This is a genomic window from Thalassospira sp. MCCC 1A01428 (assembly GCF_002115825.1).
Lineage (GTDB): Bacteria > Pseudomonadota > Alphaproteobacteria > Rhodospirillales > Thalassospiraceae > Thalassospira.
The window spans coordinates 160678-176624 of record NZ_JFJZ01000001.1 but is presented as its reverse complement, the minus strand read 5'-3'; the positions used below and the strand labels follow the sequence as shown (position 1 = coordinate 176624).

Genomic DNA, 15947 nt, shown 5'->3' with positions numbered 1-15947 from the left:
ATTGGTTTTTGCCGACCTGGCGTTCGAGGCACATCCGGGCGACGCCCTGATGCTGCGTGGGCGCAATGGTGCAGGAAAGTCCAGCCTGTTGCGCCTGATGGCAGGCCTGTCCGAACCGCTGACCGGCACCATTTTCTGGCAAGGCGAAAATATTCGCACCGATTTACCCGCCCATCGCGCCCGTTTACAATATCTTGGCCATCAGGATGCCGTTAAGCCGGTCCTGACCGTACGCGATAATTTGCGCCTGTGGGCCAGCTTGCGTGATGTCGATAACAGCGACGCGGCCATTGATCATGCGTTAAAGGCGCTGGGCATTTTGCATTTGGCAAAAACCAGCGGCCGGTTTTTATCCAGTGGTCAAAAACGCCGAACCGCCCTTGCCCGTATTCTGATTGGCGAAAGCGACCTTTGGCTGCTTGATGAACCAACCGTTGGGCTGGACCGCGAATCCTGTGCCGACCTGGCCCGGATCATTGATGAATTTCGCGCAGGCGGCGGCATTGTGGTTTATTCGACCCATATTGATCTGGATGTTGCCAAACCGCGCAGTGTTGATCTTGATGAATTTGCCATGCCAATGTTTGACTGGCTAACCACCGATGATGAAAACCACGGCATAACCGCGGACACAGGCGACACTCGCCAAAGTGGCGCCAATCAGGGTAACGCCGCTGGTAAAACACACAAAAGCAGATCTACCCCGTCACCTGATTTTACGGGGATCGCATGAAAATATTAATTGCCATTCTGGCGCGCGACCTGCGCCTTGCGCTTCGTCAAGGCGCAGACTCGATCATGGTGGTAGCTTTCTTCATCGTTACCACCACGCTATTTCCCTTTGGTGTGGGACCGGAAGCCAACATTCTGGCGCGCATTGCTTCGGGGGTTATCTGGGTTTCGGCCCTGCTTGCAGCTATGCTGTCACTGGAACGGGTTTTCCAGACCGATTTTGAAGACGGCACGCTGGAGCTTTTGTCGCTGTCGCCTGTCCCGCTGGAACTGGTTGTTCTGGGCAAGGTTTTGGCACACTGGCTGACAACGGGTCTGCCGCTGATCATTGCCGCGCCGTTAATGGCGGTAATGCTGAATATGAACAGTGCCGGTTTTGGGACCCTGATGCTGGCCATGCTGGTCGGCACCCCGGCGCTAAGCCTGATCGGGGCCATTGGCGCCGCCCTTATTCTGGGTGCGCGACGCGGCGGGGTTCTGGTATCGCTGCTGGTCTTGCCGCTTTATATTCCGGTGCTTATTTTTGGTGCCGGCGCTGTGGAAGCCGCCCTTTTAGGCTTACCCGCCGGCGAACATATACAAATTATGGGGGCCATTTTGCTTTTGACCTTGGCCCTTGCCCCGCTGGCAGCCGCCCGTGCGCTGCGGTTGGCAGTCGAATAAACGCCAACAATTGTGGCCCGTTTTCCGTATCGGAACAGGGGCTGCCAAACGACCGAGAGATAGACCAAACCGGTAGCGGAAGCGTTTTCCGCCCGTGATGCGAATGGACAAGGAAAAATGCATCGTTTCGCCAAACCAAGTGTGTTTCTAAGACTGGCCAGCGCCGTCATGCCCTGGGCCGTCGGCATTACGGTGTTGACCCTGGCTGTCGGGCTGTATCTGGCGCTGGTGGCATCCCCTGCCGATTACCAGCAGGGCGATACCGTACGCATCATGTATATCCATGTGCCTGCCGCATGGATGGGCCTGTTTTGTTATGTCGGCATGGCCATTTGTGGCGCCATGAGCCTGATCTGGAAACATCCGCTGGCCGATATTGCGGCACGCGCAACCGCCCCGATTGGCGCCACCTTTACCGCCCTGTGCCTGATCACCGGGTCATTGTGGGGCGAACCGATGTGGGGCACCTGGTGGGTATGGGATGCGCGCCTGACCTCGATGCTGATTTTGCTGTTTCTGTATCTGGGCTATATGGCGCTGGTAAATGCCTTTGATGACCCCGAACGCGGGTCAAAGGCCGGGTCCGCACTGGCACTTGTCGGTGTGATCAATGTGCCGATCGTCAAATTTTCGGTCGACTGGTGGAACACCCTGCATCAACCGGCATCGGTGGCCCGCATGGGCGGCCCCAGCATCGACCCCAGCATGTTATGGCCGCTGTTTCTGATCGCCATCGGCTTTACCGGCTATTACGTGATCGTGCTGATTTTGCGCATTCGCCTTGAACTTAACGAACGCCGCATCCGTGCCCTGCAACTAAGCGGCATTGGCGAAGATGCCCCGGGCAGCGTCCAACCGGTCTATAACCCCGAACAGGCAGGAGCAGGCGAATGACCGATTTTTTTGAAATGGGCGGTTATGCCGGTTATGTCTGGTCAAGTTACGGCCTGACCACCATTGCCTTGCTGGTTTTATTAATGGTCAGCCTGCGCGGGCTGAAAAAAAGCCGCCGCGACCTGGCCCATCTTGAAACCCTGTTAAAATCCCGGCGGCCCCGACGCAAAAAAGCGCCCGTCCGCCAGCCTTAAGCCGAGGTCATTAAAATGTCCCTGTCCCGTGCCAAATCACGCAAACGCCAACGCCTGTATCTGATCGGCGCGGCCTTGCTGGCTGCTGGCGGTGCTGCCGCCCTTGGCCTGACGGCGTTTCGCGATTCTGTCGTGTTTTTCTTCAGCCCGACCGAGCTTGCCGAGCAATCGCCAATGGACCCGGACCGTCGCCTGCGCATTGGCGGCCTGGTCGAGGAAGGGTCGCTGCAAAAACTTGAAAATGGCAGCACGGTGACCTTTACCGTCACCGACATGCAACATGACGTGCAGGTTTCCTATACCGGTATCCTGCCTGACCTGTTTCGCGAAGGGCAAGGTGTTGTTGCCGAAGGCCACATGAACCCAAAGGGGCAGTTCGTTGCCCAGGAAGTGCTGGCCAAACATGACGAAAATTACATGCCCCGCGAAGTGGCCGATGCCTTGAAAAAAAGTGGTCACTGGGAAGAAATCGAAAAACAAAATGCCAAAAATATGCGTAATTAAGCCATATTTTTGAACCATCAGAAATATCAGGGATATTTCTTGTTGGGACGATTTCAGTTTGACGCACTTTCGTTTAGCATCACCGACCATCGCAAGATGGCAGGGGGAACCCTGTTTTTCGTATGACAGGATAAAGCACCGCACGGCATGATCGCAGAAACCGGACATTTCGCCCTTATTCTTTTGTTGATGCTGGGCTGCTGCCAGGCTGTTATCTTTTCGCCGCTTGGTGCGCTTATGCGCCGCCCGTCGCTGCATGTGACGGGGGCTGGCAGTGCAATCGCCGCAAAAACCGGCCCGTGGCAAACAATTTCGGCGTTTCTGTTTAGTCCGTTGCCCACCGGCCCTGCCCCGGCCACGTCACCGGCATCCTCCCTGTCGGGGATACCGATCTGGCCTTTGCCGATATTGATTTGCCTGTTGGCAATCGGCGCACAGGGAAGCCTGATATACAGCTTTATCATTAGCGATTTTACCCTGCCGCTGGTCACCCATTACAGCCATTCCTCCACCCCGGTTTTGTATCGTATAGCTGCCTCTATCAGCCCGGATCGCGGGGCGACCTTGCTGTGGATTACGCTCACATCGCTTGCGACCATTTTGTTTTTGCTGCAAAACGCCGTCTTTAAAAAATCGGAAAATCCGCACGCCATTATCGGCATTATGGGCCTGATCATTGCCCTGCTGGCGGCCAGCGTCCTGTTTGATGGCGACCCGTTTGCCCGCATGGCAAACCCGCCCCTTGACGGCCAGGGGTTTGACCCGCAATCCCAGGATATCCTTGATATCTTTTATTCGCCGATCCTGCATGCAGGGCTGGCCGGATTATCCATTATTTTTGCCGCCACCATTGCGGCCCTGCCGCGTGCCCGCCTGCACCGGTCCTGGGCCGAAATGCTGCGCCCGTGGGCATTATTGTCCTGGACGTTGCTGGGTGCAGCCATGATGATCAGCGCCTATCGCGCCTATGCTGAACAAAGCTGGGGCAACTGGTGGTACTGGGATGCATCGGAAAATGCCGTGCTGTTGCCGTGGTTGCTGGCAACTGCGTTTTTACATTGCCTGGCCGTGCTGGAAAAAACCGAAGCCTTAAAACCCTGGACCGCCCTGTTGGCCCTGTCGGCCTTTGGTGCGGGCTGGTTTGGTACTTTTCTCGCCCGCTCCGACCTGCTTGGCCCGCTTCCGGCCTCACTTCGCGCCAGTGGCGATAATGCGGTTTTACTGATCGGCTTTTGTCTGCTTTTTGCCGGGGCCTATTACCTGTTTTCGCGTGCTGCCGGTTATTTGCGCGAAAATGCCGATTTCACCCTGGTGTCGCGCGAAAGTGCGATGTTCATCAACAGCGTGCTGCTGGCCGTTGCCGCTGCCATTGTCATGATTGGCACCGTTTATCCGCTGTTTTTGCGCTGGCTGGGCGGTACCATCATTACCGTTGGCCCGCCGTTTTTTGTTCAGGCCCTGATGCCGGTTACCCTTGCCATGCTGCTGTTGATGGGCCTGTCGCCGACGCTGCGCTGGCGGGTTGACGGGGCGGCATCGGTTGGGCGGCGCATGAAACTGGCGCTGATTTTATCCATTATCGTTACCCTGTTTGTCTGGATGCGCCATATTGATGCGCCGCCTTTGCCTTTGCTGGGCATTGGTCTGGCCGCATGGGTGGTAACCGCAGCCCTGGGTGATTTATGGGAAAAACTGTGGCGTCACCGCGACCACGGCGAAAGCAAATACCGCAATGTTAAAATGCTGGGGCCGCGTTATCTGGGCATGTCACTGGCCCATATTGGCATGGCGCTGCTAATTGCCGGGGGTTCTGCCAGCAGTCTGTGGGAAGAACAGGCTGTTTTATCCGCCCGCACCGGGCAAAGCATCGAAATCGGCCCGTATAATTTGCAATATGAAGGCGTTTCGTTGCTGCCAGGCGAAAATTTTGCCACCCGCAAAGCCAAATTCATTGTTTATCGCAATGCACAGCCGGTTAGCGAGCTTTACCCTGAAGTCCGCTATTATCCGATCCGCGGTGTTGAAACCAAGGAATCGGCGATCTGGCATGGCCGCGATGGCGATTTGCATGTGTCGATCGGGGATCGTGCCGAAGATAGCGGCCGCATTGTCGATGTCCGCTTTTTACCCATGATGCCGTGGGTCTGGGCGGGCATGCTGCTTATCCTGTTAGGCGGGGTCATCAATATGCTTACCCGCATGATCCTGCTTTTTAAGAAGAACGGAGTACCCGCCCCATGAGGTTCTGGATCGCTGTCATACCGCTGGTGTTGTTTGCAGCATTGGCCGGGATATTTCTGACCAATATCGGCAAGGACCAGTCCGTCATTCCTTCCGCCCTGATCGGCAAGCCCGCCCCCGAATTTTCCCTGCCGCCCCTTCCGGGCCGTGACAAGGGCATTTCACGTGCCGATCTCACGCAGGGCCATGTTTCGGTGGTGAATGTGTTTGCATCCTGGTGCGTGCCGTGCCGGGCCGAACACCCCATGATCAAACGCCTTGCAGCCGAAGCCGGCGTTCCGGTCTATGGCCTTAATTACAAGGAAAAAGACCCCCAAGACGGTGTAAACTGGCTTGATGAACTGGGTGATCCCTATACCGCTGTCGGTATGGATATTTCCGGGCGTACCGGCATTGATTTTGGGGTTTACGGCGTTCCTGAAACCTTCATCATCGATGGCGATGGCAAAATTGCCTATAAACAGGTTGGTCCTATTGATGCCGAAACACTGGAAAAAGTGCTTCTGCCCAAAATCAGGGAGTTGAAAAAAGGATGATGCGCCTCTTTCGCCCAAACAGGTCGATCTGGCTGGCCATGCTGGCAGTTGTGGTGACCCTGTCCTTTTATGCCCGCCCGGCCTTTGCGGTAAACCCCGATGAAATGCTGTCGGACCCGGTGCTGGAACAGCGTGCGCGCACGATCAGCGAGGAATTGCGCTGTCTGGTGTGCCAAAACCAGTCGATTGACGATTCCGATGCCGACCTGGCCCATGATTTACGGGTATTGGTGCGCGAACGCCTTCTGGCGGGTGACAGCAACCAGCAAGCCATTGATTATATCGTCGCGCGCTATGGCGACTATGTGTTGCTAAACCCGCCACTTAAACCCGATACCTATATTCTGTGGGCCAGCCCGTTTATTTTGCTTATTCTGGCCGCCCTTGCTGTTGTCGGTTTTTACCGCCGCAAAAAACGCGATGGCCGCACAACACCTGCAAACCTGACCGATCAGGAACGCAAACGCCTTGACGAAATTCTAAGTCCTTCGGGGGAATAAGCCACTAATGACCGGCATAAAAGACAGCCCGGCCCGCCTGGCCAAATATAACAAGGTCACACCATGATCTGGTGGAGCATTGCCGGGCTTTCCTTCCTGTCCTTTGTAACCGTGTTTTTCACGGCCTTTTGGCGTGGGCAACAGGGCGACACAGCGTCCTTGCCCGCCGGGCAATCGCACAGGGCCCCTACCCCGGAAGCCATCGCCAAACCCAAATACCAGATTGGCGATGTCGTCGATGATGATGACGAAGACGACCTTGATGATGATTTTGACTATATCGAATATCGCAGTGCGCAAACGCGTCACAGTGATGGCACCGTCATTTCGCACACCGACACCGTGGCTATGGGTGAAGCCTCACCCCCACCCTTGTCGTCGTCAACGTCATCACCACAGGCATTAACGCCAGCGGTTCCGAACAGCGGCCAAAATGCCCAAAAAATCATGATATCGGCTGTCATGGCGGCAATTCCGGTGGTTGCGGCCTTTGGCATTTATATGTGGCAGGGACACCCCGATATGCCCGCCCGTCCCTATGCGGAGCGGGCCAGTGAACGCAATATCGCCGCCGCAGCAGCGGCATCCGCCGACCCGGACGACCCGGCGGCCCAAACCGACAAACAAATCCGCCGCCTGTTAGGGCAAATTGTGATTTCGCTGGAATCCAACCCGCGCAATTTGCAAGGGTGGCTGGTTTTGGCCCGTGGGTCCTTACGATTAGGTGACATCGAACGCGCGGTTGCGGCCTATCGCCGGGCCTATGCGCTGTCAGGGCAAAATCCGTTGCTGGCAATTGAATATGCCGATACCCGCATCACCGCCCAGGGCGGCCAGATCGACGAAATATCGCGCAATCTGGTCCTTCATGCGCTAGGCCAAATGCCCAATCACCGGCTTAGCCGTTATTATTACGGCATCATGCTGGAACAACAGGGGCATTTAACGCAATCGCTGCATGTCCTGCGCGACCTGATCCACGATCTGCCCGCGGACGCCCCGCTAAGCGCATCTACCGCCGCCGAAATTGCATCACTGGAAGCACAGCTTGAAGCCAGTGAAAACGCCAAGAACAGCGCTGCCAGCAACGACAATTAGACGCAACACGCCCAAACGGGTCATATTAAAGGAAAAGCGCTTTAGGCATTTAGCCAGTTCACGATGAACAATGCCAACAGAACAATCCCGACCATCAGGCCAAGCGTCCCAATGACCGAAACAACCCGCAAAAGCAGTGGCAATCTTGCCAGCTCGGCCAGATCGGCACGGTTTTGATCATTCGCAGCATGCCCTGACGTTTGTTGCGATGACGGCCTGGGCCCTGTAGATGGACCATTGGCACGCGCCCCTGTTGCAACGTCACTTTCGCCATTCCCCCCGGAATCCCCCCCGCCATCGACGTCTGCTGACGCACTCCGTTTGGCTTCGTTCTGGCGTACTTTTTCCGTTTGCATATGCCCGTCAAACCGGCGCAGGGCTTCCTCGCCGCTCATGGGGGGCATGGAAATACGATCAAGGATCGTTCCCTCTGCCAACGGTGACGCCGCGGGTTTAGACGGTGGCGATGGCTTTGAGGCAGGGTTTTTATCGGGATGCGCTGGCTTCAATTAAACGAACCTGACAGGCGTTAGGGTTTGATCCGGTTCACGACTATCTTGCGCCCGGTATCCAACATATGGCGCAAAAAGATCAAAACCGTCATCGGGCAGTTTATCGCCAATGACGGTTTTAAGGGATCGATATTTTTAAATGTCCTGTCGCCGGGCCAACCAACATTTGCCACGCCCCTATAAACTCGCGACAGTCATGTAAGCAGACCTGCTACTGAACAGCCGCCAGCCCGTCGGCATCCTGCGATTGATAAACAGGCCATTTACCTGCGGCCAGACGATCCAGTGACGGGCGATCCTGCCCTAAACGAGACCGGTACATCCACAGATTTGCCATCACCCGCTCAATGAACAGGCGGGTTTCACGCGACGGAATGCTTTCGATAAAGTATAGCGGGTCTTCGTTGTCTTTCAGTGCCTTTTGCCAGCGGCCCAAATTACCGATACCGCCATTATAAGCCGCCATCAGCTGTAAAAAGCCGTTATCAACACCGTTCTGATCCAGCAAATGCCCTACATATTTCTGACCCAGGCCAATATTGACTTCCGGTTCATACAGTTCTTTGCGTTTGGCCCCGCGATAACGGGTATTGCCAATATAACTGGCCGTTGCGGGCATTAACTGCATCAAACCACGTGCGCCAACATGGCTACGTGCTTCGGCGTTAAAGCCCGATTCCTGGCGCATCAACGCATAAATCAGGGCACGATCAACGTTATAGCCCCCTTCCGGCACCCATGACGGCACCGGATACAGGGCATTCACAATCACTTCGCCAGTTTTTTGTGCGATGTAATTGCCAAGGCGCATGGTCAGGGCAGCAAAGGATTCGGTATCGGCCAGCGCCAAAACCGCCCGGCGCAGGCTGGGGTCGCTGGAAATAGCAGCTTTGCGCATTTCACGTTCAGCATCATGGCGTTTGCCAATTTGCAACATGGCCAGGGCGCGGCGCCCATGCGGGTCAAGCCGCAATTTATTGGCGCGATCCTGCGTCAGGCTCAGGCTGTCCCAGTCAAAAACATCATCGCGGCCAAGGGCACGCAGGGCCAACAACCCGTAAAACGAACGCGGATATTTGGCCGCCCGGTTCAACAATTTATCAGCACGGTCAAACTTGCCTTCAGCCAGATCAATACGTGCAGCCCAGAAAGCACCGGCTGACCTGGTCCAGCTTGACGCATACTGGTTGGTTGAAACATCGTCAAACTGCTGATGGGCTTCGTCAAACTTGTTCAGGCGCCATGCCGTCAAACCAGCCACCCACAAGGCCTCGGGCAAATATTTGCCCGACCGTTTTGCCGCCTTCGCCGCATGTTTCAAGGCAAGATCAGGCTTGCCAAAATAATAATAACCCGATGCAATCGAGGCGCGCGCCTGGTCCTGCTCATAGGCATCAAACAGACTCCGGGCTTCGCCGCTATCAAGCACTTCCAGTGCGCCTGTGGGCCAGCCCGAGCGAATGCGCGAATGAATACGACGCTTTAAAACCGAAACCCGGCTGCGCTGGGCGGCAGACAATTTTTTGGTCGATTTGTGATAATAGGGGCGGATATCTTCGTAATCGTAACCAGCTCCCTTAAGATACGACCCGACAGGGCGCTTGGGCTTGGCAGCGGACCCGCGACGTGACATCGCCAGATCATAAATACGGTCCGCTTCGGGAAGATCGGCATATTTCGCCAGCCAGTCGCGCAGTTCGGAAAACCGCGAACGATATGCCGTCGGATGCAAATAGCGCTGGGCCATGACATGGCCCATCAGCACATCGTCAGACAGGCGCGATATCAGGTTGTCCGCATCTTTCCAGCGGCCATCCTTTTGCACCTTGAAAATCTGGCGATAAAGTTCTGCATCCCGGCTTGAAAGGACACTGGGAATTTTAACCGCGTCGGAATCAGTCGACTCGTCAAGGCCAGAACTGCCAAGCGCAGCCTGTTCCTGTGCGGCATGAACCACTTTTGGACCTGCCACACAAAGAGTAGCCAGTGCCAAAACGGTAATGCTGCGCCTGATCCGCGTGGTTAAACGCGAAATGAACAATGTACGTGCTTCGATCAAAACCTGTCTTTTCCCCAAACAGACCCCGGTGTAAACGCGGTTTTTCTAACCCGAAGCAGTTTGTCGTCGCAACCTGTGTAAGCGGATTCCCCGTCTTTGAGCTGGCATATATACCAGCAATTCGCCCCTCAACGAAGCATTTTTATCCTGTAATCAGGAAGTTGCCCACCGCCCGGCCCCAAATGCATATCTGCCCTGTCCACGCAGAAACTGGCGGAAATTCTGGTTATTTTCCAAAAATAATTTCAAATTTCCGCCTAACCATCCCCGTCACCATCACAAAACCCGCCGCACTTGCCCGCCAGAACCGGCAAAGGAAATGCGCGCTGTTTTAAGATGAACCGGCACAACAGCGCAGGCAAAAATCGTTAAACACCCCACCCGGTATTTGCAAAATAGTCACAAAATACCGCGGCAACAGCGCATAACCGCACGGGCATCAGCTAGAAGCCGAACGCCATTTTTTAACGATCCCGCGCAAATCCTGCCACGCGATCCTTTTTTGTTCGGGTGTTTTTAACAAATAGGATGGATGGAACATTGCTGTTACGTCCGCCTGAAGCGAATCGGAAAACGACATTTCATGCCAGTTTCCGCGCAACCGGGTAATGCCTTTATCCTGTTCCATCAAAATTTTGGCAGCACTGCCCCCCAGACATACGACAATACGAGGGCCAATGATTTCAATATGACGGCGCACAAAGGGTTCACAAACCATCAGTTCATCGGCGGTAGGCTGGCGGTTTCCCGGTGGTCGCCACGGTAAAATATTGGTCAGATATGCCGTTTCGCGCGACAGACCGATCGACCGCAACATGGCATCAAGCAACTTTCCCGCAGCCCCGGCAAAAGGAATGCCCTGCCGGTCTTCATCAGCATCAGGGGCCTCGCCCACCAGCATGATTTCAGCATCCGCCGCGCCGCTGCCAAAAACGGTATTGCTGGCCGATTTTTTAAGCGCACAGCCCTCGAATGCCAGTAAAGCCGCCTGTAATTCTTCCAGAGTGGTGGCGTCAGACGCGGCCTTTTGCGCCGAAATGCGCGCTTCCTGTGGCGCATCGGATAGAACAAAACCGCCAATGGCCGCAGGCGGCATCGCCCCTCCACCACCCGGAGTCGCACCGCCGCCGCCGGGCGCACCTGCCCGCGCGGCATTGCCCCCCTTCATACCAAAGGTGCCCCGCCCGCCTGGTGCGGTTTGCGGGGCCGTTGCCTGCCGCGACAGGCTTTCAGACGCCCGAAACCGGTCCAACGGCTCGTCGGCAATGGCTTCGTCTACGCCCATTTCATATTGCCAGATCAGGGCTTGCAGGGCATCCAGGCTATTTACATCAAAATTTGTTATTGGTTTGCTCATCTACACAAATAAGGCGTATGTTGCAGTGCAGCCTGTAAAACAGGTTGCGTCACTCGGAATGACTTTAACGATTTTACGCCACTTGTGCCATATACAAACAGGCGTCAAATCGGTATAGCTTTACCGATTAACACCAGGATGAAACTCGGGGCTTGGGCGAGACCCTGATCGTGACGAAAAAGCCGCAGCACAAAAGGCATTAAAGCCAACCTGCGACAAAGGAGAGAGACGAGATGGAACGGGAATCCATGGAATTTGACGTGGTGGTCGTTGGCGCAGGCGTATCTGGCCTCGCAGCTGCCATCCGCCTGATGCAACTCGCCCAGGAGCAGGAAAAGGAAATCACGGTTTGCGTGGTGGAAAAAGGCTCCGAAGTTGGCGCGCATACCTTGTCCGGCGCGGTGGTAGAACCACGCGCCCTGAATGAACTTTTCCCCGACTGGCAGGAACGCGGCGCACCCTTAAATGTGCCCGCCACCACAGACCAGTTCCTGATGTTAAGCGAAACCGGCGCCAGACAGTTGCCGACCCCGCCGCAAATGCACAATAAGGGCAACTATATTGTCAGCCTGGGCAATGTGTGCCGCTGGCTGGGTGAACAGGCCGAAGCCATGGGGATTGAAGTTTACCCCGGTTTTGCCGCCGCCGAAGTTCTGTTTGATGATGCCGGTTCTGTGCGCGGCATTGCCACGGGCGATATGGGCATTTTACGCGATGGCAGCCAGGGCCCGAATTACGAACCGGGCATGGAACTGCACGCCAAATACACCTTCTTTGCCGAAGGCTGCCGGGGGTCGTTGTCCGAACTGCTGATTAAAAAGTTCGATCTGCGCGAAAAATCCGATCCGCAAACCTATGGCATTGGCATCAAGGAATTGTGGGAAGTGGACCCGGCCGTTCATGAAGAAGGCAAAATCCAGCATACTGTCGGCTGGCCGCTGGATTCAAAAACCTATGGCGGATCGTTCCTGTACCATCTTGATAACAACCAGGTATCGGTCGGATTCGTAATTGGGCTGGATTACGAAAACCCGCATCTTAGCCCGTTCGAGGAATTTCAGCGGTTTAAAACCCATCCGGAAATTCGCAAGATTTTTGAAAATGGCCGTCGCATTTCATATGGCGCGCGCGCCCTTAACGAAGGCGGGTTTCAATCCCTGCCCGATCTGGTCTTTCCCGGTGGCTGCATCATCGGCTGTTCGGCAGGCTTTATGAATGTGCCCAAAATCAAAGGGTCACACACGGCAATGAAAACCGGCATGCTCGCCGCCGAAGCCGCCTTTGACCAACTGATCAGCGACGCACCTTCTCCGGTGCTTGATGCTTATCCGACCGCCGTTGAAAACAGCTGGATCTATCCCGAACTTTATAAAGTTCGCAACATTCGCCCCAGCTTTGCCAAATGGGGGTTTTGGGGCGGCATGGCGTATAGCGCGGTTGATACCTATATTTTTGGCGGCAAGGCCCCGTGGACCTTTAAAAACCATGCCGATCATACCTGCCTGAAACCGGCGGCCGACATGCCCAAAATCACCTACCCCAAACCCGATGGCAAAATCAGCTTTGACCGGCTTTCTTCGGTGTTTTTATCCAATACCAACCATGAAGAAGACCAGCCGGTGCATCTGACCTTAAAGGACGCCAGCGTGCCGGTGGACGTGAACCTTGCCAAATATGCCGGGCCGGAAGCCCGCTATTGCCCGGCAGGGGTTTATGAATTTGTTGCCGACGAGGAAAAAGGCGGCCAACGCCTGCAAATCAATGCGCAAAACTGCGTTCATTGCAAAACCTGCGACATCAAGGACCCGACACAAAACATTGTCTGGGTGGTGCCGCAGGGCGGCGGTGGCCCAAACTACCCCAATATGTAACCAGCCTGATATATAACGGCGTGTTATATGCTGGCCAGGACTGTTCAGGCCGCCATGATCCCCATCATGGCGGCCTGTTGCCTTGTCGGGGCTGATTTGCCCGGTAAAATTTCAAAATTCACACGGTTTTTTGTCTTTTTCCTTGTTTGAATGCCGTGCTGCGCGTTCAATAGCCGCCCTTTTGGTTGTGCGGTGGAATGTCAGATGAAAATTGCGATTGTGACACTGGATGGTTTCAACGAAATCGACAGCTTTGTCGCCCTGTCCATTCTGGGGCGGGTCAAGGCCGATGGCTGGTCGGTGCAAATCACATCGCCGGAAAAATCCGTTACCTCGATGAACGGGGTTACAGTCACGGCACAACAATCGCTTTCTTTTGCCAATGATGCCGATGTTGTTTTGTTTGGCAGTGGCACACGCACCCGCGACCATATTGATGATGCCGACCTGATCAGCCAGTTTGCGCTGGACCCGGCCCGGCAGTTAATTGGCGCGCAATGTTCCGGGGCCCTGTTTTTGCACCGCCTGGGTATTTTGCCCGCCACCGCCACCACCGATGCCAAAACCCGCCCGCTTCTGGCAAAAACCGGCTGCCTGGTTGAGGACAAACCCCTCATCGCCCAGGGCAATATCGTTACCAGCGGTGGCTGCCTGTCATCGCAATATCTGGCGGGCTGGGTTATTGCGCGCGCCCTTGGCCTTGAACAGGCCCTGACAATTCTGGAATATGTCGCCCCCAGCGGGCAGAAATCGACCTTCGTGAAGGCCGCGTCTGACATTATCAAACCACAGCTTAATGTTCCGACCCAACCGGCCCTTTATTGCTAGGCGTCCAATTCACCCTTATCGCACAAAATATTGCCCGGTTGCGCAGGCCTGATCGCGCAAGATCGCACGGGATCGCGGTGATGTGATGAAATGCCGCCCCCAAACCGGGCAAATGCTTTGCCTTATATTGGCCGAATAGGTAGGGTATCGAAATGCCCTCGAACGGATGAGACTTGCCGTTTGATCAATACGGTTTTACACCGCGACCAAAAACGAAACGCAGGAAAAATTCTTGAAGCGCAATCTGTTACATCTTCTGGTCCCGGTAACGGCCCTTGCCCTTTCTGCCTGTGGCACAGTCGGTCAAAATGCCCTTAACCAGCCGTTCGATTATCCGCAAAGCGACGGTTTCGCTGGCAATTATCTGGCAGGCAAAGTGGCGCAAAGCAACAATGCCACCGATCAGGCCGCGCAATATTTGCTCCGCGCCCAGCAACTTGAACCTGACAATGACGATCTGCGCCGCCGGGCTTTTTTAGCCCTGATATCGGATGGCCGCATTTCCGACACCGAAACCATCGCCCGCCAGCTGATCATTGATCAACCCCAGGACCTGTTTGCTGTTCTGGCCGTGGTGGATGCCGATATTCGCAACGAAAATTACGAAGCTGCCCTTAAAACCATAAATACCCTGCCCGATCGCGGTTTGAACTCGTTGATCCGGCCGCTTGCCCGGGCATGGCTGTTTACCGCGCTAGACCGCAAGGCCGATGCCCTTGCCGCCCTGGACCATTTGCAGGGCAACGGCACCCTTGCCCCGCTATCAGAATATCATCGTGGCCTGGTGCTGGATTATTTTGGTGATTTGAACGGGGCCGAACGCGCCCTTGCCAGCGCCTATGGCGACCCGGCCGACGCACCACTGCGTGCCGCCGAGGCATTGGGTGCGATTTACGAACGCAAGGGCCAAACCCAAAAGGCCGAACTGCTTTATCAAAGCTATATGGACCGCCATCCGCAATCGCTGGCGATGCCCTATCATCTTGAACGCTTAAAAAAGGGCGAACCGCCGATCAGCACCGCGTTAACACCGGCATCGGGGCTGGCCGAAGGATATCTCGATATCGCGACCTTGCTAAGCCAGGAAAACGCTGTGGATCCGGCATTGTTGATGGCGCGCTATTCGCTGTCGTTACGCCCGGGCGATGCGGTAACCAAATTGCTGGTTGGCGAGGTAATGGAAATTCAAAAACGCTGGCCCGAAGCGATTGCGATTTATAAATCCATCCCGCTGGATTCCCCGCATAGCTGGAACGCGCGTTTGCGCGAAGCCTCCAGCCTGACCGAAATTGACCAAAACGACGAAGCCATTGCGATTTTGCGCAAAATGGTTAACGAACGCCGGGATCGCGCCGATGCGCTGATTCAGCTGGGCGATGTTTTACGCGCAACCAAAAAATTCGGCCAATCTGCCGATGCCTATAGCGACGCGATTAACCGTTTGGGTGGCGCCCAAAATGTCGGCTGGCGGTTGCTGTATCGCCGCGGTATCGCCTACGAGCAAGACGGCCAGTGGCCCAAGGCCGAGCAGGACTTCCTTCTTGCCCTCGAAATGGAACCTGACCAGCCCTATGTCCTGAATTATCTGGGGTATAGCTGGGTTGATATGGGGATGCATTTTGACAAGGCGCAGGAAATGCTCAAACGCGCCATCGAACTTAAGCCCGATGACGGCTTTATTGTCGATAGTCTGGGCTGGGTCTATTACAAACTTGGCCAATATGATGCCGCCGTTGCCGAACTTGAACATGCGGTATCGCTGATCCCCGATGATCCGACGGTAAATGACCATTTAGGCGATGCCTATTATCAGATTGGCCGCCTCCACGAAGCCGAATTTCAATGGCGTCGGGCGTTATCGTTTGAGCCGACACCGGAACTGCGCAAAGACGTCATGGAAAAGCTGAACGGTAAAAAACCGGCAACCGGCACGTCGGCAACCAATTAATTAACCCGTA

General features: G+C 55.3%; 15 protein-coding genes. 12 read left to right on the top strand and 3 right to left on the bottom strand.

Annotation, left to right across the window (positions count from 1 at the left end):
• The first annotated feature begins 1 nt into the window (after position 1).
• The 9 genes from ccmA to THS27_RS00775 all read left to right on the top strand — a co-directional run bounded on the left by ccmA (position 2) and on the right by THS27_RS00775 (position 7362).
• Positions 2-733: a heme ABC exporter ATP-binding protein CcmA gene (gene ccmA / locus THS27_RS00815; RefSeq protein ID WP_246832783.1), complete on the top strand. Its 732-nt coding sequence runs from the start codon at positions 2-4 to the stop codon at positions 731-733.
• A complete protein-coding gene (ccmB, locus tag THS27_RS00810) occupies positions 730-1395 on the top strand; it encodes a heme exporter protein CcmB (RefSeq protein WP_085587108.1) in 666 nt (221 codons plus the stop codon). The genes ccmA and ccmB overlap by 4 nt, the downstream gene beginning before the upstream one ends.
• Before the next feature lie 117 nt (positions 1396-1512).
• A complete protein-coding gene (locus THS27_RS00805) occupies positions 1513-2289 on the top strand; it encodes a heme ABC transporter permease (RefSeq protein ID WP_085587107.1) in 777 nt (258 codons plus the stop codon).
• On the top strand, positions 2286-2483 hold the full coding sequence (gene ccmD, locus THS27_RS00800; protein WP_085587106.1) for a heme exporter protein CcmD: 198 nt from the start codon (positions 2286-2288) through the stop codon (positions 2481-2483). The genes THS27_RS00805 and ccmD overlap by 4 nt, the downstream gene beginning before the upstream one ends.
• A 15-nt stretch (positions 2484-2498) precedes the next feature.
• On the top strand, positions 2499-2987 hold the full coding sequence (gene ccmE, locus THS27_RS00795; protein WP_085587105.1) for a cytochrome c maturation protein CcmE: 489 nt from the start codon (positions 2499-2501) through the stop codon (positions 2985-2987).
• 147 nt (positions 2988-3134) lie between these two features.
• Positions 3135-5228: a heme lyase CcmF/NrfE family subunit gene (locus tag THS27_RS00790; RefSeq protein ID WP_085587104.1), complete on the top strand. Its 2094-nt coding sequence runs from the start codon at positions 3135-3137 to the stop codon at positions 5226-5228.
• Positions 5225-5764 (top strand): DsbE family thiol:disulfide interchange protein, encoded by a 540-nt coding sequence (locus tag THS27_RS00785; protein WP_085587103.1) that lies wholly within the window; start codon positions 5225-5227, stop codon positions 5762-5764. Before THS27_RS00790 ends, THS27_RS00785 begins: the two co-directional genes overlap by 4 nt.
• Positions 5761-6264: a cytochrome c-type biogenesis protein gene (locus tag THS27_RS00780; protein WP_085587102.1), complete on the top strand. Its 504-nt coding sequence runs from the start codon at positions 5761-5763 to the stop codon at positions 6262-6264. Before THS27_RS00785 ends, THS27_RS00780 begins: the two co-directional genes overlap by 4 nt.
• Before the next feature lie 63 nt (positions 6265-6327).
• A complete protein-coding gene (locus THS27_RS00775; protein WP_139835430.1) occupies positions 6328-7362 on the top strand; it encodes a tetratricopeptide repeat protein in 1035 nt (344 codons plus the stop codon).
• Positions 7363-7403: 41 nt separating this feature from the next.
• Here THS27_RS00775 and THS27_RS00770 read toward each other — a convergent pair whose 3' ends face one another.
• The 3 genes from THS27_RS00770 to THS27_RS00760 all read right to left on the bottom strand — a co-directional run bounded on the left by THS27_RS00770 (position 7404) and on the right by THS27_RS00760 (position 11290).
• A complete protein-coding gene (locus THS27_RS00770; RefSeq protein WP_139835429.1) occupies positions 7404-7799 on the bottom strand; it encodes a hypothetical protein in 396 nt (131 codons plus the stop codon).
• 286 nt (positions 7800-8085) lie between these two features.
• Positions 8086-9933 (bottom strand): lytic transglycosylase domain-containing protein, encoded by a 1848-nt coding sequence (locus tag THS27_RS00765; protein WP_085587255.1) that lies wholly within the window; start codon positions 9931-9933, stop codon positions 8086-8088.
• A 439-nt stretch (positions 9934-10372) separates the two neighbouring features.
• Positions 10373-11290: a uracil-DNA glycosylase family protein gene (locus tag THS27_RS00760; protein WP_085587100.1), complete on the bottom strand. Its 918-nt coding sequence runs from the start codon at positions 11288-11290 to the stop codon at positions 10373-10375.
• A 233-nt stretch (positions 11291-11523) separates the two neighbouring features.
• Here THS27_RS00760 and THS27_RS00755 point away from each other — a divergent pair, with 233 nt between their 5' ends.
• The 3 genes from THS27_RS00755 (at position 11524) to THS27_RS00745 (ending at position 15937) form a co-directional block, all read left to right on the top strand.
• A complete protein-coding gene (locus THS27_RS00755) occupies positions 11524-13161 on the top strand; it encodes an electron transfer flavoprotein-ubiquinone oxidoreductase (protein ID WP_085587099.1) in 1638 nt (545 codons plus the stop codon).
• Positions 13162-13365: 204 nt separating this feature from the next.
• Positions 13366-13989, top strand: a complete 624-nt coding sequence (locus THS27_RS00750) for a DJ-1/PfpI family protein (protein WP_085587098.1) — start codon at positions 13366-13368, stop codon at positions 13987-13989.
• Positions 13990-14221: 232 nt separating this feature from the next.
• Positions 14222-15937 (top strand): tetratricopeptide repeat protein, encoded by a 1716-nt coding sequence (locus tag THS27_RS00745; RefSeq protein ID WP_085587097.1) that lies wholly within the window; start codon positions 14222-14224, stop codon positions 15935-15937.
• Positions 15938-15947 lie beyond the last annotated feature (10 nt).